The 20,801-nt window shown below is 59.3% G+C and carries 13 protein-coding genes; 8 read left to right on the top strand and 5 right to left on the bottom strand.

Annotated features, from left to right (window positions below; all coding sequences use genetic code 11):
• Positions 1-75: 75 nt before the first annotated feature.
• Genes ABVN21_RS14290 through mfd form a run of 3 tightly spaced genes read right to left on the bottom strand, consistent with a single transcriptional unit; the run spans position 76 to position 6,803 of the window.
• Positions 76-2,766, bottom strand: a complete 2,691-nt coding sequence (locus tag ABVN21_RS14290) for a DEAD/DEAH box helicase (protein WP_339553203.1) — start codon at positions 2,764-2,766, stop codon at positions 76-78.
• 10 nt (positions 2,767-2,776) lie between these two features.
• Complete coding sequence (locus tag ABVN21_RS14285) at positions 2,777-3,343, bottom strand: CsiV family protein (protein ID WP_339553204.1); 567 nt, start codon at positions 3,341-3,343, stop codon at positions 2,777-2,779.
• Between the two features lie 10 nt (positions 3,344-3,353).
• A complete protein-coding gene (mfd, locus tag ABVN21_RS14280) occupies positions 3,354-6,803 on the bottom strand; it encodes a transcription-repair coupling factor (protein ID WP_339553205.1) in 3,450 nt (1,149 codons plus the stop codon).
• Between the two features lie 362 nt (positions 6,804-7,165).
• Here mfd and ABVN21_RS14275 point away from each other — a divergent pair, with 362 nt between their 5' ends.
• The 7 genes from ABVN21_RS14275 (at position 7,166) to sthA (ending at position 18,094) form a co-directional block, all read left to right on the top strand.
• Positions 7,166-8,629, top strand: coding sequence for a glyceraldehyde-3-phosphate dehydrogenase (locus tag ABVN21_RS14275; protein WP_339553206.1), 1,464 nt, complete (start codon positions 7,166-7,168; stop codon positions 8,627-8,629).
• Positions 8,630-9,184: 555 nt separating this feature from the next.
• Complete coding sequence (locus ABVN21_RS14270; RefSeq protein ID WP_339553207.1) at positions 9,185-10,390, top strand: HlyD family efflux transporter periplasmic adaptor subunit; 1,206 nt, start codon at positions 9,185-9,187, stop codon at positions 10,388-10,390.
• Positions 10,387-11,631, top strand: a complete 1,245-nt coding sequence (locus ABVN21_RS14265; RefSeq protein WP_339553208.1) for a hypothetical protein — start codon at positions 10,387-10,389, stop codon at positions 11,629-11,631. Before ABVN21_RS14270 ends, ABVN21_RS14265 begins: the two co-directional genes overlap by 4 nt.
• A gap of 1 nt (position 11,632) precedes the next feature.
• Positions 11,633-13,783: a glycosyltransferase family 2 protein gene (locus ABVN21_RS14260; protein ID WP_339553209.1), complete on the top strand. Its 2,151-nt coding sequence runs from the start codon at positions 11,633-11,635 to the stop codon at positions 13,781-13,783.
• Between the two features lie 9 nt (positions 13,784-13,792).
• Complete coding sequence (locus ABVN21_RS14255; protein WP_339561662.1) at positions 13,793-15,232, top strand: efflux transporter outer membrane subunit; 1,440 nt, start codon at positions 13,793-13,795, stop codon at positions 15,230-15,232.
• A gap of 234 nt (positions 15,233-15,466) precedes the next feature.
• Positions 15,467-16,492: an FAD:protein FMN transferase gene (locus ABVN21_RS14250; RefSeq protein ID WP_339553211.1), complete on the top strand. Its 1,026-nt coding sequence runs from the start codon at positions 15,467-15,469 to the stop codon at positions 16,490-16,492.
• Positions 16,493-16,699: 207 nt separating this feature from the next.
• Positions 16,700-18,094: a Si-specific NAD(P)(+) transhydrogenase gene (gene sthA / locus ABVN21_RS14245; protein WP_034147884.1), complete on the top strand. Its 1,395-nt coding sequence runs from the start codon at positions 16,700-16,702 to the stop codon at positions 18,092-18,094.
• Between the two features lie 42 nt (positions 18,095-18,136).
• On the opposite strand, the gene ABVN21_RS14240 is transcribed toward sthA, so the two are convergent.
• The gene (locus ABVN21_RS14240) at positions 18,137-18,859 is read right to left on the bottom strand and encodes a glycerophosphodiester phosphodiesterase family protein (protein WP_034147883.1); all 723 of its coding nucleotides are present in this window, start codon (positions 18,857-18,859) and stop codon (positions 18,137-18,139) included.
• A 14-nt stretch (positions 18,860-18,873) separates the two neighbouring features.
• Entirely contained in the window at positions 18,874-19,455 is a 582-nt protein-coding gene (locus ABVN21_RS14235) for a PilZ domain-containing protein (RefSeq protein WP_339553212.1), read from the bottom strand.
• A gap of 94 nt (positions 19,456-19,549) precedes the next feature.
• Between ABVN21_RS14235 and ABVN21_RS14230 the strand changes: the two genes are divergently transcribed.
• Complete coding sequence (locus tag ABVN21_RS14230) at positions 19,550-20,800, top strand: lipoprotein-releasing ABC transporter permease subunit (RefSeq protein WP_339553213.1); 1,251 nt, start codon at positions 19,550-19,552, stop codon at positions 20,798-20,800.
• Position 20,801: the final 1 nt, after the last annotated feature.

Below are 20,801 nucleotides of genomic sequence, written 5' to 3'. Positions count from 1 at the left end.
AAGCCAACTCCTACAGAAAATTGCGTTTAACCTGTAGGAGCTGGCTTGCCAGCGATAACGATTTAATTGCCGTCACTACTTATCGATTTTCGCTGGCAACGGCGCAAACAACGCCTCGATATCATCATTCTGCAACTTCCAGTCCCCAGCCTGACGCCCATCCAGCACGCCCGCCGCAAGGTCGGATTTTTCCTTTTGCAGGTGCTGAATCTTCTCTTCCACGGTGCCGCGCGCAATCAGTTTGTACACGAACACCGGCTTCTCCTGACCGATGCGATAAGCGCGGTCGGTTGCCTGATTTTCCGTCGCCGGGTTCCACCATGGATCGTAATGGATCACGGTGTCTGCTTCCGTCAAGTTCAAACCTACGCCGCCAGCCTTCAAGCTGATCAGAAAAATCTGACGCTTGCCGCTTTGAAAGTCTTTCACCGGCGAGCGACGGTCTCGGGTTTGTCCAGTCAGCAAGGCATATTCAACACCGCGCTTTTTCAGTTCGACCTCGATCAACGCCAGCATCGACGTGAACTGCGAGAACAGCAGAATCCGCCGGCCTTCTTCGAACAGTTCTTCGAGCATTTCCATCAAGCTGTCGAGCTTGCCCGACGTGCTGCCGCGAGCGGGTGGGGGGGCGTCGTTGACCAGTCGCAAATCGCAGCACACTTGGCGCAATTTCAGCAGCGCCTCAAGAATGATGATCTGACTGCGTGCCACGCCTTTGCGGGTGATCTCGTCGCGGACTTTCTTGTCCATGGCTAGGCGCATGGTTTCGTACACGTCGCGCTGGGCCTCGTTGAGCTCGACCCAATGGATGATCTCGGTTTTCGGTGGCAACTCGGTGGCCACCTGTTCCTTGGTGCGACGTAGCAGGAAGGGTTTGATCCGACCATTGAGGTGCTGAAGTCTGACTTCGCTGGTGCGCTTTTCAATCGGCACGCGGTAGTCGCGGTTGAAGCTTTTTACATCGCCGAGCCAGCCGGGTAGCAAAAAGTGAAACAGCGACCACAGTTCGCCCAGGTGGTTCTCCAGTGGCGTACCGCTCAGGCACAGGCGCTGACGCGCATTCAGCTCGCGAGCAGCCTGGGCGGCCTTGCTGTTCGGGTTCTTGATGTACTGCGCTTCATCCAGCACCAATAGGTGCAATGGCTGCGCCGCCAGGCGTTCGACGTCTTTAGGTAATAACGCGTAGGTGGTCAGGATCAGGTCGTAAGCGGCCAGATTGTCAAAGTGCTTTTTGCGACTCGCGCCATAAAGTGCCAGCACTTTGAGCTGTGGCGTGAAGTGTGCTGCTTCGTCCAGCCAGTTGGGGATCAAACTGGTGGGCATTACCACCATGCACGGGCGATCCAGGCGTCCGGCGTTTTTTTCGGTAAGAACGTGCGCCAGCGTTTGTAGGGTTTTTCCCAGGCCCATGTCATCCGCGAGGATTCCGCCGACCTCCAGCTGTCGCAATGACTGCATCCAGCTCAGGCCTTCCAGCTGATAAGGGCGCAGCGTCGCGTTCAAGCCTTCCGGCACCGTGGCGGTGTAGTCCCTGATGTCCCGCAGGCGTTGGGCAAACGTGCGGATCTGTTCGCCACCCTCCCACAGTAATGGCAGGTCTTCCAGCGGGTTCAGGCGCGTGGCATCAGCCTTGCTCAGGCGCAGCGTTGTTTCGCCCGGTTCTTGCAGGTAGAACTCGCCGAGAGTTGCCAGTACCGGTTTCAAGCGGCCGAAGGGCAAGGCCACTTGCAAGGGGCCGTACTCGGAGTTCGGTCGGTTGGGAATGTTCACCAGGATCAACTCGTCGTCGCGCCGCCGGGCGAGGCGTTCCGGGTTGAGGATTTCGGTGTGGGAGCGCATCAGGTTCAACAGGATCGGCAGCAAACTCAGTCGCTCGCCGTTGACGATGATGCCGAGTTCCAGGTCGAACCAGTCGCGCTCGGGTGCCTGTTCAACCGTGGCGTACCAGTCGTCCACGGCAGTCAGGTCGAAGCCGAAATCTTCGTTGATTTGGAGCTCCCAGCCCTGGGTGCGCAACTTCGGCAGTTCGTTGAGAGTGAAAGTCAGCCACGCGCTGTCGTTGACCATTTCAAACAGTTCGCCGGCGCTTTCCGGCAAAGCCTTGCTTTGGCGGGTGGCGATTTTGAATCCGAGAATTCGCAGCCGTTCCCTGTAGGACTGTTCTACTTCCGGGTGACGTTTTATCCGCAGCGTCTGTGTCTCCTGACGAATCAGGATATCGGCATTTTTCTGCCCGGAAACGTACTCATCCAGATAGCTGAAGGACAGCGCCGCGCGGTGCTGGATATAGCGCTGCATCCTGCCGTTGCGCGGTTCAAAAGCGCTGAACTCGATACTCGCCAGCCACAGGCGCGGTACCGGTTGCACGTTATCTACCAGCACTTGTGGCGGTGCTTTTGGATGACGGTTTTCCAGTACCGCCTGGAGTTTTTCCAGCAGCTCTGCATCTTTGGCGGCAGCGGGGTAGTCGAGGGTTTCCTGCACCTGGAGCAATACCGCCGCGCAATGTTTGCAATTGCTATGAACCGGGCAAGAGCAGGTGGCGTCGATCATCAGCAAAGTGCCTTTGGCCGATTCGCGCAGGCGAATGGTCTGACGGTAAACATTACCGCCCGAGCCCTCGCACGCCGCGGTTATCGTTGCGTCGCCTACCTCGACAATCCTGACGCGGTTTTCCAGAGCGTAGCGACGGCCCCGCTCCAGGCTCTGTTCTTTGAATCGGCTGACCCAGGATGGTGCCAGGGGTTTGCTCAGGGTCGCTGACATAAGGACTCAATCAGTCCGGAATTTCTTCGGGAGCTGCTCGGGGTGCCGGGGCGGTCAGCGAAGTGATCTTGATCAGCAGGCCGAGATGGCCAGCGTCGAGGAAATTCAGCTGTCCGTTTTTGGTGTGGCTTTCGGTTTTCAGGCGTTCGCTGGCGGTCACCAGCCCATCGTTGTTGAACTGGTTGACCCAGAAGTCGGCATCGACGTCGGTGAAACGCCCGAGTTTCATGCTCAGCGTGCCCTCGATGGGGAATTGGCCAAATTGTTCCTTGCCGTCACTGATCGCGACTTTGGTGGCTTCCTCGCCAAGGTTTTGCTGCCAGGCTTTATGCAGCAACACGGTGTAGTCGTTGCTGGCGGTCAGCTTTTCCACTTCGCCATTGAGGCTCGGCGTACGCAGGCTGTCGGGGCTGACGACTTGCGCGCCAGCGGCCCAGTCTTCCGGCGCGGCACGGCTGACAATCGCCGGTACGGCATTTTGCCGCACCAGGATCATTTCAATCTGATACAGATCATCGGCAAAAACCGAAGGGGCGACCAAGGTCATCAACAAGGTCAGTGAGCGGAACAGGCGCATGCGGCGTCCTTCAAGCAGTTTTCGGAATGAGGTGCTCGAACAGCGCCTCTACAGTATTAAAGCGCTCTTCCGGGCGCTCCATCGGAACCTGAAACTTAAACATCGTGGCCCCTTCGAATTTGTAGCGTTTTGGCTGGCTCTGGATCAGCTTGATCAGCGTCAGCGGGTCGACCGGCGTCTGTGCGGCGAACTCGATTCGACCACCCTGCGGGCCGCCATCGACTTTTTTGATGCCCAGCAACTCCGCCTGCAATTTCAGCGCAGTGATGCGCATCAGATTCTTGGTCGGCTCCGGCAACAGGCCGAAGCGGTCGATCATCTCCACTTGCAGATCCTTCAAGCCTTCCTCATCGGTGGCCGAGGCGATGCGCTTGTAGAGAATCAGACGTGCGTGTACGTCCGGCAGATAGTCTTCGGGAATCAACGCCGGTACGCGCAGGTTGACTTCCGGACCACCGCCCAGCGGCTGATCGAGGTTCGGTTGTTCGCCCTTGCGGATCGACTTCACCGCGCGTTCGAGCATTTCCATGTACAGCGTGAAACCAACGGCCTGGATCTGCCCGCTCTGACCGTCGCCGAGCAGTTCGCCGGCACCACGGATTTCCAGGTCGTTGGTGGCGAGCACGAAGCCCGCACCGAGGTCCTGGGTGTTAGCGATCGCTTCCAGGCGCTTCTCGGCGTCCGGGGTGATTTGCTGGCGCGGCGGCGTTAACAAATAGGCGTACGCCTGGTGGTGACTGCGTCCAACGCGGCCGCGCAACTGGTGCAATTGAGCGAGGCCGAACTTGTCGGCGCGCTCGATGATGATGGTGTTGGCGCTCGGCACGTCGATGCCGGTCTCGATGATGGTCGAGGCGATCAGCACGTTGAAGCGCTTGTGGTAGAAGTCGCTCATCACCTGTTCGAGTTCACGTTCGCGCATCTGCCCGTGGCCGATGCCGATCCGCGCTTCCGGCACCAGTTCGGCGAGGTCGGCCGCACATTTCTCGATGGTCTTCACGTCGTTGTGCAGGTAGTAGACCTGGCCGCCACGCAGGAGCTCGCGGAGCAACGCTTCTTTGACCGTGCTCTTGTTCTGCTCCATGACAAACGTGCGGACCGACAGGCGTCGGGCCGGTGGAGTGGCGATGATCGACAGGTCGCGCATGCCCGACACGGCCATGTTCAGCGTGCGCGGAATCGGCGTGGCGGTCAGGGTCAGGATGTCGACTTCGCTGCGCAGGGCCTTGAGCTGTTCCTTCTGACGGACACCGAAGCGGTGCTCTTCATCAATGATTACCAGACCCAGGTTTTTGATCTTCACGTCGTCCTGCAGCAGCTTGTGCGTGCCGATGACGATGTCGATCTTGCCTTCGGCCAGATCGGCGACCGCAGCGTTCACTTCCTTGGCCGACTTGAAGCGGCTCATCACTTCCACGGTCACCGGCCAGTCGGCGAAACGGTCGCGGAAGCTGTTGTAGTGCTGCTGGGCGAGCAGGGTGGTTGGCACCAGGATGGCCACTTGGCGACCGCCATGCACCGCAATGAACGCCGCGCGCATGGCCACTTCGGTCTTGCCGAAGCCAACGTCGCCGCACACCAGTCGGTCCATCGGTTTTGGCGCGAGCATGTCTTCGCGCACCGCTTCGATGGTGGTTTGCTGGTCGGGTGTTTCTTCGAACGGGAAACCGGCGCTGAAGGTGGCGTAATCGGCTTTCGGGTCGGCGAAGGCATAACCTTCTCGAGCGGCGCGACGCGCATAGATGTCGAGCAATTCAGCCGCCACGTCGCGCACCTGTTCGGCGGCTTTGCGCTTGGCTTTCTGCCAGGTCTCGGAACCGAGGCGGTGCAACGGGGCGAGGGCATCGTCGCTGCCGGTGTAGCGGGCAATCAAATGCAAGTTGGCCACCGGCACGTAGAGCTTGGCGCCCTCGGCATATTCCAGCGCGAGGAATTCGGCGGCCTGGCTGTCGATTTCCAGCGTTGCGAGACCGAGGTAGCGGCCGACACCGTGGTCGATATGCACCACCGGCGCGCCTTCGCGCAGCTCGGTGAGGTTCTTGATGACAGCGTCGTTGTTGGCGTCGGCGCGTTTCTCGCGGCGACGGCGTTGCATTACGCGCTGGCCGAACAATGGGCTTTCGGCAACCAGCGCCAGGGCCGGATCGTCCAGCACCAGACCTTCATCCAGCGGCGCAATGGTGATTGCCAGGCGCTCTTTGCCGGCAACAAAGTCGGGCCAGCTGTCGACGGTCTTCGGTCGCAGCTTCAAACGTTCCAGCAGCTCCAGCAGCACTTCGCGTCGGCCAGCAGACTCGGCGGTAAACAGCACGCGACCGGGGAATTCGTCGAGGAAACCGGCCAGCGCCGCCAATGGCTGGGTGGCCTTGGCTTCGATCGCCAGGTTCGGCAGTTCCCGCGCGGGGAAGCGTTCGCGGCCGGCGCCGCTTTCCACGTCCTGTTGACTCGCTACCACGCGCGGCCAGTTTTTCAGGCGGGCAAAGCAGTCTTCAACCGGCAGGAACAGTTCGGCGGGCGGTAATAAAGGACGGGCCGGATCGACACGCCGCTCTTCATAGCGATTGCGCACGTCGTTCCAGAAGTTTTCCGCTGCCTGTTCGATGCCTGGCAATGAGAACACTTGCGTGTCCTGAGGCAGGTAATCGAACAGCGTCGACGTCTCTTCGAAGAACAACGGCAAGTAGTACTCGATACCGGCCGGGGTAATCCCGCTGCTCAAATCCTGAAAGATCGGACAACGTCGGAAGTCGACGTCGAAACGCTCGCGGAACCGCGCCTTGAAGCGGGTGACCGCCTCTTTCTGCAGTGGGAATTCCTTGGCCGGCAGCAGCTTGACCGAGTCGACCTTGTCGATGGAACGCTGGTTCTCCGGGTCAAAGGTGCGCAGGGTTTCGATTTCGTCGTCGAACAGGTCGATCCGGTAAGGCAGTTTGCTGCCCATCGGGAACAGATCGATCAGCGAGCCGCGCACGGTGAATTCGCCATGCTCATAAACGGTATCGACGTAGCGATAACCGGTGGCTTCGAGGCGGGTGCGCATTTGTTCGACGTCGAGTTTCTGGCCGACATCCAGGACCAGGCTGCTGCCGAGCAGAAATTTGGTCGGCGCGAGTCGGTGCAGGGCTGTGGTGATCGGCACCACCAACACGCCATGACTCAGCTCCGGCAATCTATAAAGAGCCGAGATGCGCTGGGAAATGATGTCCTGGTGCGGCGAGAACAGGTCGTAGGGCAAGGTTTCCCAGTCGGGGAAATGCAGCACGGGCAAATCCGGGGCGAAGAAACTCAGCTCCTGTTCCAGCCGTTCGGCACTTTGGCTGTCGGCGGTCAGCAGCAAGGTAAAGCGCTTGGCAGCGCTGGCGGCCTCGGCAATGGCCAGGCTCAGGGCGGCACCGGGCAGGTTGCCCCAGTGCTGTTTACCTGCCGCGGCAGGGAGTAGCGGTAGACGCAGAACGGGCACGGAAGGTTGAGCTCCAAGCGTTGCGACAAAGTCGGTAATTGTAGCGGCCTCGGGTGCCGGCTGTCAGTTGCAGATGTGTCTATTACGCGGGTAAGGCGAAATGTAGTGGTAAAGACAAAATCGCGCTGTTTTTTACTGATAATTCGCGAATATGTAGTGGCAAAAACAACCAGTGTTACGGATGGTTACGGACAAGGTTGCGCTGTCCCCAAAAAATTGACGACGCTGGAGGCCCCGGTTTTACTGGGCTTCAGAGGGGCGTGATTTTTTTGATCGGGATTTTGTTACGGGAAGAGCGACAAGCGCGCATTGCTACACGAGTCACTCGGCGGCATAATGTAGCCCCTTTTTTCTGCCCCTACATGTGGAAGGTTCCCGTGACTCAGAAGCCCGACCAGTGTCTTGGTGAATGGATCGACCGTGAAGCACTCGCAGAAGCGATGATTCCGCTTATCGGTCAGCTCTACCGCAATAACAACGTGGTGAGCTCGATCTATGGCCGCAGCCTGATCAATCGTTCAGTCATTGCGATTCTCAAAGCTCACCGCTTTGCTCGTCACCGTCAGTCCGACGACAGCGAGCTGTCCGTCCACGAAACATTCCCGCTGCTCAAAGCGATGAGCGAGCTCAAGCTCGGCGCCGCTTCGGTAGACCTGGGCAAGCTGGCCTCCAAATTCAAGGCTGAAGCCAATGGCCGTACTGCCGAGCAGTTCGTCCGTGATGAAATGGCCGACGTAGTTGGTCAACAGAACGCTTCCGCCCGCAAAGGCACCGACGTTGTCCTGTACGGTTTCGGTCGTATCGGCCGTCTGCTGGCACGCATCCTGATCGAGAAAACCGGTGGTGGCGACGGCCTGCGTCTGCGCGCCATCGTTGTCCGCAAGGGCGCCGAGAACGATCTGGTCAAACGTGCCAGCCTGCTGCGTCGTGACTCGGTTCATGGTCCGTTCGACGGCACCATCACCATCGACGAAGACAACAACACCATCACTGCCAACGGCAACCTGATCCAGGTTATCTACGCCAAGAGCCCGGCCGAAGTCGATTACACCCAGTACGGCATCGAAAACGCTCTGATCGTCGACAACACCGGTGTATGGCGTGACGCTGACGGTCTGGGCCAACACCTGGCCTGCCCGGGCGCTGCCCGCGTGATCCTCACTGCACCTGGCAAGGGCGCGCTGAAGAACATCGTTCACGGCATCAACCATGGCGATATCACCCCGGATGACAAGATCATCTCGGCCGCTTCCTGCACCACCAACGCCATCGTGCCGGTGCTGAAAGCCGTGAATGACAAGTACGGCATCGTCAACGGTCACGTTGAAACCGTTCACTCGTTCACCAACGACCAGAACCTGATCGACAACTTCCACAAGGGCAGCCGTCGTGGCCGCGCCGCGCCGCTGAACATGGTAATCACCGAGACCGGTGCCGCCACAGCAGCCGCCAAGGCACTGCCAGTGTTGAAGGGCAAGCTGACCGGCAACGCGATTCGCGTACCTACGCCGAACGTGTCGATGGCCATCCTGAACCTGAACCTGGAAAAGGCTACCACCCGCGAAGAGATCAACGAGTACCTGCGCCAGATGGCCATGCACTCCGATCTGCATAAGCAAATCGACTACGTCAATTCGCAGGAAGTGGTTTCCACCGACTTCGTTGGCTCGCGCCACGCAGGTGTTGTGGACGCTGAAGCGACCATTACCCAGGATAATCGCGTTGTTCTGTACGTCTGGTACGACAACGAATTCGGTTACAGCTGTCAGGTGGTTCGCGTGATGGAAGACATGGCTGGTGTTAACCCGCCAGCATTCCCGCGCTAAGCCTTAGCCGCACATGAAAACGCCCCGACTTTGGTCGGGGCGTTTTTGTTTGTGGATCATGAATGCAATGTCGCTCGGGAAGACCTACTTATATTTTTTTAATCTTTGCAGAATGAAATTCAGAATTATCTAAAATCCGATACAAAGTTCATTTAATTATTAAAAATAAAAACTTCCATAAAAAATAAGTAGTTGATGGCGAGTTGAGTGTGCATTCTCGAAATGGATCCAATGTAAAGACCGGTACATATTTGACGTCATTTAATTGTTCAATGCAGAGGCTTGACACTCCAATCCGTGGAATCTAGTGTCGCCAATGACGACGCCCGCTCTGCCACGGGTTTAGCCAGTCTCGTTACTGCGCTGTATAGCAACTCTCCAACAAGACAGGAATCTCATTCCTGCTCATCTCACAATAAATCCTAATAAAACTGCGTCGGCTTGTTTGTCGTGCAGCGTTTCAGTTTCGTTTTTCTCACCCTGCCAAAAGTGTCTCGCGGTCACGGCCCGCTATTGCCTGACTGTTTTGCGGCTGGTCTTTAGGGAGAGTGAAACATGGCAGAAGAACGCTCGAAGTTATTATCACTATTACCCCGGCTGGTGGGTTTGGGTGTCCTCGGTTTTATTATCTGGTTGTTACTGTCGACCTTACTCATGCCGCTGGTGTCCGCTTCTGCCACCCGGGCGATTTTGAATGCCCCTGTGATTCTGCTGACCACACCGATTGATGGTGTGGTGAGTTCGCTGGAGGTCAAGCCCGGCGTAACTTTCACCCAGGGCCAGAAAATCGCCGTGGTGGAAAACCCCCGGGCGAACCAGGAAACGTTACTGACTCTGCAAACCCGACGCCTGACCCTGGAGCAACAGCTGTCGTCTTCGGCCAGCCAGGCCGAGCACGATCAGCGTTATTACCAGGAGCTGGAGAAAACCAGTCAGCAATACCAGGCCGCGTTTCACACCCGCCAGCTCTTCACCCAAAAAGCCCTGAAAGCCGAGAACAGTGCCGCCAGTGCACGATTGATCGATGCCCAGGAAACCGTCGAGCGCAATCTCGAGTTGTTTGTACAGGGGGCGGTGAGTGGCGCGGTGGTGGCTTCGTCAAAAGCCCAATTGGCCTCGTTGCAAGGCGCGGCCGAATCGGTGCGTTCGCAGTTGCGGATCACAGATGGTGACGTCAGTGCGGCGAACAAACAGGTCTACCTCGATCCCGATCAACTGCGCATGTTCGATCTCAGCGCGCAAATGACCACGCTGAAACTCAGCCTGGAAAATCAGGCGCGCAACCGGGCGACCTATCAACAGGAGCTCGACAATCTCAACCAACTGATTGAAACCGAGCAGAACCGGGTCAAGTTGATGGCCGGCTACGACGTCGTGGCTTATTCCCCCGGAACCGTCCAGGAGTTGCTTGCGCCTCAGGGCACGCTGGTGCAGGCCGGCTCGACTTTGCTGCGCGCCACCGATTGCGGGCAGAGCTACGTGATTGCGGTATTCCCCGAGCGCATGGCCAGCAAGATCGACCGCGACAGCGTGCTGACGGTGAAAATCCGTGGCCTGGATCAGCCGCTCAGGGCTAGCGTGGTGCAATTGCTCTCCAGCACCTCGGACATTCGCGCCAACACTTATAGCGTGCCATTCCCGTATGCCGAGCAGAACTCGGTGTACGTGGTCGGCACGTTTGCCGCTGATCTGACGGATGCCCAGCGAGCCATGACCTGCAACCCGGGATTGTGGGCCAGCGCCGAGGTGACACGGCCATGAACAAGTTTTTTCGTGGGGTATTGGGCGCGATGCTGATCGCCAATGGAGCGCCTGCCATGGCAGCTCAAGCGCGGCCGCAACTGGCGGCGATGACTTGTGCCGCGCTGGATCAAGCCGTGACATCGCTGCCAGCGGGGCCGGTGCTGGTGGCCAGTTATCCGCCGCTGGATGGTCATCCGGCACCGATCCTGGCCTTGCGCGGCGTGGCGTTCACTTATGACAACGCACTGGCCAGCATTGCCTTGTTTGCGTGCGGTAAGGCTGAGTCGGCGCGGCGGATTGCCGATGCATTGGCTTTCGCCACGCTGCACGATCCGGAGTATCAGGACGGACGCCTGCGCAATGCCTATGCCGCCGGGGCCGTTGGCGCGCCATCGATGAAATTGCCGGGTTACTGGAGTGTCGAGCGCAACGCCTGGAATCAGGACGCCTATCAAGTCAGCAGCGCCACCGGCAATCAGGCATGGGCGGCATTGGCGCTGCTGGAGGCGTATCGCCAAAGCGGTGAGGCGTCTTACCTGGAGGCCGCGCGAAAAGTCCTGCACTGGTCGCAGAAAAAAACCTACGACGGCCAATCGCCCGCCGGTTTCAGTGGGGGCTACTACGGGTACTTTGCCAAGCAGATTCAGCAGAACTGGAAATCCACCGAGCACAATGTCGACCTCGCCGCAGCGTGGTCAGCACTCGATGCGGTGGCGCCGAATCAGGACTCGGCAACACAGGCCCGAATTGCCCGGCAGTTTGTTTCGAGCCAATGGGACGAGGGAGAAGGGCGCTTCCTGATCGGCACGGGCGCCGATGGCCAGACCTCAGACCGCGTACGCTCGGGGCTCGATGCGCAGATCTGGCCCCTGATCGCCTTGCATGATCCACCCAAGGACTGGCGGCGGGTTTTCGCCTTCATCGATCACGCTCACCGCGCCGGCGAAGGTTACGGCTTCAACCGCGACCCCGATGGCTTGTGGACCGAAGGCACCGCCCAAGCCGCTGCCGTGGCGCGCTTGAGTGGCTTGAGCGACAAGGCCCAGCCACTGTGGAGCGTGCTGTTGGCCCAGCAGGCCGGTAACGGTTGGCTATTCGCCACACCGGCACCGCGTATCAGTACCGGGCTGGCCATAGGCCCGGACTCGGTCACCAACGATTTTTTCTATTACCACTTGCCTCACTTGGGCGCCACCGCGTGGGCAGCGATTGCGGCCACCGGCGTCAATCCCTTTACCGGTTCGCAAGAGGCTGACTGACATGCTGGCACTGGACTCGCTGCAACTGCTGCAAATCAATTTCTGGACGCTGGCAGCGGTGATTCTGTTCACCTGCCTGACTCACCGCGATCAATGGGCCGCACGGGTCGGTTTCGGTGCGGTCACCGCGTTGTTGCTGGTTAACTATGCGGCCTGGCGGATTCGCGACACTTTGCCCGACGGTCATTCCGGCTTTGCCACGGTCTGGGCCTACACCTTCTTGTTCTTCGAGATGTTGGCGATTGGTTACACGCTGTTTTCCATTGTCGTGATGCTTTGTCGCACGGATCACCGCAAAGAGGCCGATGCCGGCGAACGACGTTTACGGGCGCAAGGTAAAGCAGTACCGGCGGTGGACATCTTCATCGCGACCTACAACGAAGGCCTCGAAATCCTCGAGAAAACCATTATTGCCGCCCAGGCCATCGACTACCCGAACTTCACCATTTGGGTGCTCGACGATACCCGGCGCGACTGGTTGCGCGACTACTGCGCCGAGGTCGGCGTGCAATATGCGCGGCGTCCGGACAATTCCCACGCCAAGGCCGGCAACCTCAATAACGGTCTGCAACAGTCGGCGGCCCTGAGCAACGCGCCGTACATTCTGGTGCTCGATGCCGACTTTGCACCGCAGCAACCGATCCTCTTGCGCACCCTGGGGCTGTTCGACGATCCCAAGGTCGGCCTGGTGCAAACGCCGCAGTTCTACTACAACCCCGATCCGATTCAGCACAACCTCGGCACGTCGGCCTGTTGGGTGGATGAGCAGCGGGTGTTCTTCGACGTGTTTCAACCGGCGAAGGATGGTTGGGATGCAGCGTTTTGTGTCGGCACTTCCTTCGTGGTGCGGCGCGATTTGATTACTGAAGTCGGCGGTTTTCCTACAGGCTCGGTCTGCGAAGACATCTACACGACCTACCGTTTGCTGCAAAAAGGCTACGTCACGCGCTGGTTGAACGAGCGTCTGTCCATCGGTTTGTCCGCCGAAGGTTTGACCGAATACATCAATCAGCGCGGGCGCTGGTGCCTGGGCACAATCCAGGTGGCGCTGCTCAAGGATGGGCCGTTGCGCGGCAGCGGCTACACGCTCAATGACCGGCTGCACTATGTCCATGGGCTGATGCACTGGTTTTCCAAGCCGTTCATTTTGATGATGCTGGTGTCTCCGGTGCTGTACTGGTACTTCGGCATTGCCGGTTTCTACGCCAACCCGGTGGACTTCCTGGCGTTCGGCATGCCGGCGTTGATTGCATTCTGGGGTTACGGGACGTGGGTGACGGATCGGCGAACGCTGCCGATTTTTACCGAGGTCACGCAGATTGTTGCCTCGCTGGCAGTCACGGCGACCATCGCCAGCGCCATGATTCGCCCGTTCGGCCGACCGTTCAAAGTCACCGCCAAGGGCCTCGACCGAACGAAGACGATGGTTCATTGGAAGCTGTTCGGGTTCTTCCTGGCCTTGACGCTGCTGTCGCAGTTTGGCGCTTACATCGCGATCAGCACGGCGGCTTCGTTCGACGGCAACATGCTGTTCAACCTCTGCTGGACGGTGGTAGCGCTGGTGTACAACCTGGCAACCCTGGTCGCCTGCGTCGACCGCCCACGGTTACACGGCGAAGAGCGCTTTCCGTTCGATAAACCCACCGGGTTTCGCTTCGGTGGCAAAGTCCTGCCGGGGCGCCTGGTGGATATTTCCCTCAGCGGCGCCTCGCTGAACTGCGCCTTCGCGTCCTCGATCAAGCCAGGGCTGTGCGGTCAGATGTGGGTCGACAAGGTGGGTTGGCTCGACGTTGAAGTCATGCGCAATCACGGTGAGGATCAATTGGGCTTGAGGTTTGCCGATCTCGATGAAGGGCGGCGGCGGCAGTTGATTGCGCGGCTGTTCAGTGACGCCACGATCAACGTGGTCAGCAAGGCCGAGCCGGCACAGGCGTTCGGCACCTTGCTGCAGCGTTCGTTGCTCGGCGAAAAACGTTTGGCGCCGCGTGCCGCCAAACCGGTCAAGGCACCGGTCTATGTTTCGCCAACCCGCTGGCGGCCAGTCACCGCTCGTTCACGTAAACAGGCTGTGCCGCACATCAGCATCGGCCGGTCGGGTCTGTGGTCTGTGCTTCTTTCTCCCTTGCGAGCTTTGCTCGGCCAACGTTTTTAGGTGCGCGCCATGAACCGTTGCTTGCCCACTTCCTGTTTCATGACATTGTTTTTGCTCGGCGGTTGTTCGCTGGAACCTACCTACGAGAAACCAGACGCACCGATTGATCAGCAATGGCCAGCCAATACCGCTGGCGAGTGTTGCAGCGGCAAGCAGGCATTCGATAAGGATTGGCGCGGTTTTGTGGTCGATGAACGACTGCGCCAGCTGATCGACATGGCCCTGGTCAACAACCGCAGCCTGCGTCAGTTCGCGGCGAGTGTCGAAGAGGCGCGAGCCGGCTACGACAGTGCGCGTTCGGGGCTTTTTCCTACGATCGGCATCGACACTTACGCCGGCCGCAGCAAGTTGCCGCCGTTGGTGCGCACACCCGGAGGCGGCGATACGGCGGGTAGCATCGCCAACACCTATCAGGCAACGGCTGGCTTTACCTCCTACGAACTGGATCTGTTCGGTCGGATTCGCAGTCAGCGCAATGCCGCCGGGGCGCGGTTCGAAGCGTCCGAGGCGGACTATCAAACGGCGCGGCTGGCGCTGATCGGCGAAGTCGCCAGTACGTGGTTGAGTCTCAAGGCCAACCAGCATTTGCTCGACCTGGCGCAGAACACCTACCAATCCCAGGACCGCTACGGGCAGCTGTTGCGCAAGAGTTATAACCTCGGTTCCAGTGCGCGAATCGACGTCCACCAGGCGGATGCGCAAACCAACACGGCGGCGGTGCAGGTCAACACCTATCGCATGCAAGTGGCGCAGAACATGAACGCGCTGCGGGTCCTGGTGGGGCAGCCGGTGCCGGCGGGTTTGCTGCCGACCGGCGCGTTGGGTGAGCGGCTGGCGACGCTCGATGTACCGGCGGGTTTGCCTTCGGCGTTGGTTGAGCGTCGGCCGGACATCATGTCCGCCGAGGCGCAGTTGCGAGCCGCCAATGCGGATATCGGCGCGGCACGCACGGCCTACTTCCCGACGATTTCCCTGACGTCGGCGCTGGGCAGTCTGACCGGGGAATTCTCTGAGTTGCTCACAGGGCCGGCGGAGTTCTGGTCGCTGGCGCTGGCGGGCTCGTTACCCTTGATCGACGGTGGCAGGCGACGGGCGCAGGTGGATGCCAGTCATGCCCGCTTCAACGGGCAGGCAGCGGCCTATGAAGCCACGGTGCAGAATGCTTTTCGCGAGGCGGCCGATGCCCTGAATGCCCGGCAGGAAATGCTCACGCAGGTCGAGTTCCAGAAAAAACTGGTAGGGGATTATCAGGAAGCGTACCGGCAGTCCCGCCTGCGCTTCGAGTCGGGGCTGGACAGCTATTTTTCCACCATGGATGCGCAGCGGTCGCTGTTTGATGCACAGCAGAAGTGGGCGCAGCTGGAGTTGGCGCGGGAGATTAATCAGGTGACGTTGTACAAGGCGCTGGGGGGAGGGTGGAGCCAGTCGTTGAAGGTGGCGGATCGTTGAATCTCTAGCGCTTGGTCAGGCCTCATCGCGGGCAAGCCCGCTCCTACAAGGTTTTGTGGTCTATCTGCAATCTTTGGCATCACGCAAATCACTGTGGGAGCGGGCTTGCCCGCGATAGCGGAGTGTCAGTCGAAACGGATATGGCTGACACACCGCTTTCGCGAGCAGGCTCGCTCCTACAGTTCTATCGCATAATGATTAGCCTTGGCGTTGTGTCAGGGTTCATTCAGAAGGATGCGGGATTTGTTGACGTGGCGGCGGCTTGGTCTTGTGGTGCTGATGGGCATGTTGTCTGCCTGCGGCAACGACGACTCCATGGAAAGCTTCGGCGGCCCGACCATGGGCAGTACGTATTCAATCAAATACGTGCGTCACGCCGATCTTCCTGCTCCGGTAGATGTTCAGGCCGAGGTCGAAAAAGTCCTGACTGAAGTCGACCAACAGATGTCGACCTACCGCAGCGACTCCGACATCGAGCGCTTCAATGCCTTGCCCGCCCACCGCTGTCAGAAAATGCCGGCGCCGATCCTCGAATTGGTCCGCGTCGGCGAGCAGTTCTCAGTTCAAAGCGAAGGCTCCTTCGATTTGACGGTAGAACCGCTGCTCAATCTCTGGGGTTTCGGCCCGCAGGCCCGTGAAGAAAAAGTCCCCACTGCCCAAGCACTGGCCGAAGTGCGGCAACGCGTCGGTCACAATCATCTGCGCATCGACGGCGATGAACTGTGCAAGGACGCCGCCGTCGAGGTCGATTTCAACAGCATCGCCGCCGGTTACGCGGTCGACAGGATCGCCGCAAGGCTCGAAGCCCTGGGCATCCACAACTACCTCACCGAAGCCACTGGCGAACTCAAGGCAGCCGGCCGCAAACTCGATGGATCACCGTGGCGCATCGCCCTGGAAGAACCTCGTGACGATCAACAAGTGGCCGAGCGCATTATTGCCATCGACGGCTATGGCTTATCCACGTCCGGCGACTACCGTAATTATTTCGTACAGGGCGGCCAGCGTTTTTCCCACACCTTCGATGCCCGCACCGGTGCGCCGGTCTCACACACTCTGGCATCCGTCACGGTGATTCATCCTTCAGCGTTGATGGCCGATGGCTTATCTACGCTGTTGCTGATTCTCGGCCCGGAGCGCGGTTGGGACTACGCGGAAAAACACGACATCGGCGCATTTTTTGTGATTCGTGCCGATACAGGTTTCGTCACACGCAGCAGTCACGCTTTTGAACGCCTTAGCGGCGGAAAAACCGAGTGATTGTGGCCATTCAAGCACTGAAAAGTGGCGTTGTAGTGCAGGCAAAACTAGCCTACGACGCGACCAAGGGTTAATGTGCGCGGCGTTGACGCTTCTATAGACTGTGTCCGGGTTCTGCACTGGCCCCAAATTGTTCCTTCATGCCACAGATTGGCGTGATTTAGCCGCAGGTGCCGATGGCGCCACGGCCTGTTCTGAGGAGTACGCATGGCTGTCTACAACTACGACGTGGTGGTGTTGGGTTCCGGCCCGGCGGGGGAAGGCGCGGCAATGAACGCCGCCAAGGCAGGACGCAAGGTGGCGATGGTCGACAGCCGTCGCCAGGTCGGCGGCAACTGCACTCACTTGGGCACCATCCCGTCCAAGGCACTGCGTCACTCGGTCCGGCAGATCATGCAGTTCAACACCAATCCGATGTTCCGGGCCATTGGTGAGCCACGCTGGTTTTCGTTCCCGGACGTGCTGAAAAGCGCCGAGAAAGTCATCTCCAAACAAGTCGCTTCGCGCACTGGCTATTACGCCCGAAATCGCGTCGACGTGTTCTTCGGCACTGGCAGCTTCGCCGACGAGCAAACCATCGAAGTGGTCTGCGCCAACGGCGTGGTCGAAAAACTGGTGGCCAAGCACATCATCATCGCCACTGGCTCGCGCCCGTATCGCCCGGCCGATATCGATTTCCACCACCCGCGTATCTACGATAGCGACACCATCCTCAGCCTCGGTCACACCCCGCGCAAACTCATCGTTTACGGCGCCGGCGTGATCGGTTGCGAATACGCGTCGATCTTCAGCGGTCTGGGTGTATTGGTTGAGCTGGTGGACAACCGCGGTCAGTTGCTGAGCTTCCTCGACTCGGAAATTTCCCAGGCGTTGAGCTACCACTTCAGCAACAACAACATCACGGTTCGCCACAACGAAGACTACGACCGCGTCGAAGGCGTGGACAACGGCGTGATCCTGCATCTGAAATCTGGCAAGAAGATCAAGGCCGACGCCTTGCTCTGGTGCAACGGCCGCACCGGTAACACCGATCAGTTGGGTCTGGAGAACATCGGCGTGAAGGTCAACAGCCGTGGCCAGATCGAAGTCGACGAAAACTACCGCACCGGCATCCAGAACATCTATGGCGCCGGTGACGTGATCGGCTGGCCAAGCCTGGCCAGTGCTGCCCACGACCAGGGCCGTTCGGCTGCTGGCAGCATCGTTGATAACGGCAGCTGGCGCTTCGTCAATGACGTGCCGACCGGCATCTACACCATTCCGGAGATCAGCTCGATCGGCAAGAACGAGCAGGAGCTGACCCAGGCCAAGGTGCCGTACGAAGTGGGCAAGGCGTTCTTCAAGAGCATGGCCCGTGCGCAGATTGCCGGTGAGCCGCAAGGAATGTTGAAGATCCTGTTCCACCGCGAAACCCTGGAAGTGCTAGGCGTGCACTGCTTCGGTTACCAGGCGTCGGAGATCGTCCACATCGGTCAGGCGATCATGAACCAGCCGGGCGAACTGAACACGCTGAAGTACTTCGTCAACACTACGTTCAACTACCCGACCATGGCCGAAGCCTATCGCGTAGCAGCGTACGACGGCCTCAACCGGCTTTTTTGAGCGGCTCCGGCCGGTGGCCTGAGCCGGCCGGGGAGACCGATTTCAGCAATTCTCGAGCGTGGCAGTGGCCAAACCGGGAAAGTCTGTAATCAGGCTGTCAACGCCGAAGTCGGCGAGTCTGCGCATCAGCGCGGGCTCGTTGACTGTCCATACAGACACATGCAACCCCTGACGCTGCGCCTTCTCCAGGCGTTCCGGCGTACACAGGGTCCAGTTCAGCGCCAGAATCTCACAGCCATAGCTTGCCGCGACCTTCAATGGGTCGAGCCAGGCGTACTCGGCCACCAAGCCGCGGGAAACGTCCGGCACCAAGTCTAGTGCGGCTTTGAGCACTTCACGCGAACTCGACGTGATCGTCACCTTGTCCAGCAGGCCATGGCGTTGCGCCATTTCCCGAATCCCCAACACGGTGGTCGCAGCGCGGGTGCGTGACGCGCTTTTGACTTCCAGTTGCCAGTGATCGAAATCGCATTGCTCGAACAACTGCTCCAGCGTCGGAATCGGGCACGGCTTGATCCAGCCCGGGCCCCCCTTGCGTGCGTCGTAGGTCACCAGTTCCGCTGCGGTGTGTTCGGCGACTTTGCCGCGACGGTCGGTGGTGCGCTTGAGGGTCGGGTCGTGGATGACCATCAGCTCGCCGTCCATGGACAGGTGCAGGTCCAGTTCGCAACGGCGCACGCCGTGCTTGAGACATTCCTGAAAACTGGTCAGGGTGTTTTCCGGTGCTTCGCCCTTGGCGCCGCGATGGCCGTAGATGAGGGTCACGGTTCTTCCTTAATTTAAATGCCTGATTCGAGTTGGTCGCGGGCCAGGCGTCGTTCCTGGGCCTGCTTCTGCAAGATGTAGCGGGCCAGCAGTTGCCGCTGGGCGTCGGTCGGGTGTTCGAACTCGGTGCCGACGTCGTAACCATCACCCTTGCGGTCGCAATGGATCACCCGAGCCCGCAGCAACAGGCCCAGGGCTTGCGGCATCAACACCAGTTTGACCGACAGGTGAGCCCCGGCGGCAAACGGCGTTGGGTGCTGAAATTCGATGCCGCCTTCAGAAATGATCACCGGTTGTGGCTCGCCGATCTGCCCGAGCACGGTGATGGCGATCACCTGGCTCAACAAGTCGATACGTTTATTCTGGGATTTCAGGAACGCCGCGAGATTCCGGTCGCGCTCGCTGATCTGGCGCAGCAGGTGTTGCGACTCGAATTCGCTCAGGTGCAATTCGCTGAGCACATTGAAGAGTGGGGAAGCATCCTGCAACACTTCCTGGCCTGCGGCTTCGGGAGCGGACAGGGGCCGAATTTCCAGTGCGATCGTGTCCTCGATACGGTAGTATTCGCGGCGATCTTCTTCATCTAATGTCGACATGGCGAACCCATGGTAGCGGCGGTGGTCTGAGTGTAAAGCTGGTTATCGACCCCCGCCACAAGGACGTTCCTTTTCCCTCCGAACAAGCCCCGACATGTTCAGACCTCTCTTCGTATTTATCGGCACGCGTTATACCCGTGCAAAGCGTCGCAATCATTTTGTGTCATTCATTTCCCTGACTTCGATGATCGGGCTCGCCCTTGGCGTGGTCGTGATGATCGTGGTGCTGTCGGTCATGAACGGCTTCGATCATGAGATGCGCACCCGCGTGCTGGGCATGGTGCCTCACGCGACCATCGAGTCCGGCGAGCCGATCAGCGATTGGCAAAGCCTCGCCAGCAAGGTCAAGCAGAACCCGCAAGTGACGGCCGTGGCGCCGTTCACGCAAATGCAGGGTTTGCTGACCAACAACGGCAAAGTCTCCAAAGTCCTGCTCAATGCCATCGACCCGGCTCTCGAGCGCCAGGTGTCGATCATTGATAATTTCATGCAGCAGGGAAAACTCGATGACCTGGTGCCGGGCGAGTTCGGCATCGTCATCGGCGACAAGGCAGCGGCCAAGCTCGGCGCGGCCATCGGCGACAAGCTGACATTCGTCGCACCGGAAGTCACCGTGACTCCGGCCGGGATGTTCCCGCGAATGAAACGCTTCACCGTGGTCGGCATTTTTCACGTCGGCGCCGGCGAGCTCGACGGCTACCTGGGCATCACCAATCTGCAGGACCTGGCGCGGCTGCACCGCTGGAAACCGGATCAGGTCCAGGGGATTCGTCTTAAGTTCGACGACCTGTTCCAGGCGCCGCGTACCGCGTGGAGCATTGCTCGCGAGCTCGGTGAAGATCGTTATTACGCCCGCGACTGGACCCGTACCCACGGCAACCTGTATCAAGCAATCCGCATGGAAAAAGCCATGATCGGCCTGCTGTTGTTGCTGATCGTTGCCGTCGCTGCGTTCAACATTATTTCCACGCTGGTCATGGTGGTGAACGACAAGAAGGGCGACATCGCGATCCTGCGCACCCTCGGCGCCACGCCTGGCACCATCATGCGTACGTTCATGGTTCAGGGCACGGTGATCGGCGTGGTCGGTACGGCCATCGGCGCGGTGGTCGGTATTTTCGCCGCGTTGAACGTCAGTGCCGCGATCTCGGCACTTGAAAACCTGATCGGACACAAGTTCCTCAACGCCGATGTGTACTTCATTGATTACCTGCCGTCGCAAGTGCAAAGCCAGGATGTTGTGATGGTCTGCTCTGCGGCGTTGGTCCTGAGTTTCCTCGCCACCCTGTATCCAGCCTGGCGTGCCGCTCGCACCCAGCCTGCGGAGGCGCTACGTTATGAGTGAG

The sequence above is a fragment of the Pseudomonas sp. MYb327 genome, from assembly GCF_040438925.1.
Lineage (GTDB): Bacteria > Pseudomonadota > Gammaproteobacteria > Pseudomonadales > Pseudomonadaceae > Aquipseudomonas.
Note: the sequence above shows the minus strand (reverse complement) of the source record. Positions and strands in the feature narration are given on the sequence as shown.

Excerpts from the sequence above, each read along its gene's own strand:
- ABVN21_RS14290 (WP_339553203.1), bottom strand. The coding sequence starts at position 2,766 with ATGTCAGCGACCCTGAGCAAACCCCTGGCACCATCCTGGGTCAGCCGA.
- ABVN21_RS14285 (WP_339553204.1), bottom strand. The coding sequence starts at position 3,343 with ATGCGCCTGTTCCGCTCACTGACCTTGTTGATGACCTTGGTCGCCCCT.
- ABVN21_RS14275 (WP_339553206.1), top strand. The coding sequence starts at position 7,166 with ATGTGGAAGGTTCCCGTGACTCAGAAGCCCGACCAGTGTCTTGGTGAA.
- ABVN21_RS14270 (WP_339553207.1), top strand. The coding sequence starts at position 9,185 with ATGGCAGAAGAACGCTCGAAGTTATTATCACTATTACCCCGGCTGGTG.
- ABVN21_RS14265 (WP_339553208.1), top strand. The coding sequence starts at position 10,387 with ATGAACAAGTTTTTTCGTGGGGTATTGGGCGCGATGCTGATCGCCAAT.
- ABVN21_RS14260 (WP_339553209.1), top strand. The coding sequence starts at position 11,633 with ATGCTGGCACTGGACTCGCTGCAACTGCTGCAAATCAATTTCTGGACG.
- ABVN21_RS14255 (WP_339561662.1), top strand. The coding sequence starts at position 13,793 with ATGAACCGTTGCTTGCCCACTTCCTGTTTCATGACATTGTTTTTGCTC.
- ABVN21_RS14250 (WP_339553211.1), top strand. The coding sequence starts at position 15,467 with ATGCGGGATTTGTTGACGTGGCGGCGGCTTGGTCTTGTGGTGCTGATG.
- sthA (WP_034147884.1), top strand. The coding sequence starts at position 16,700 with ATGGCTGTCTACAACTACGACGTGGTGGTGTTGGGTTCCGGCCCGGCG.
- ABVN21_RS14235 (WP_339553212.1), bottom strand. The coding sequence starts at position 19,455 with ATGTCGACATTAGATGAAGAAGATCGCCGCGAATACTACCGTATCGAG.
- ABVN21_RS14230 (WP_339553213.1), top strand. The coding sequence starts at position 19,550 with ATGTTCAGACCTCTCTTCGTATTTATCGGCACGCGTTATACCCGTGCA.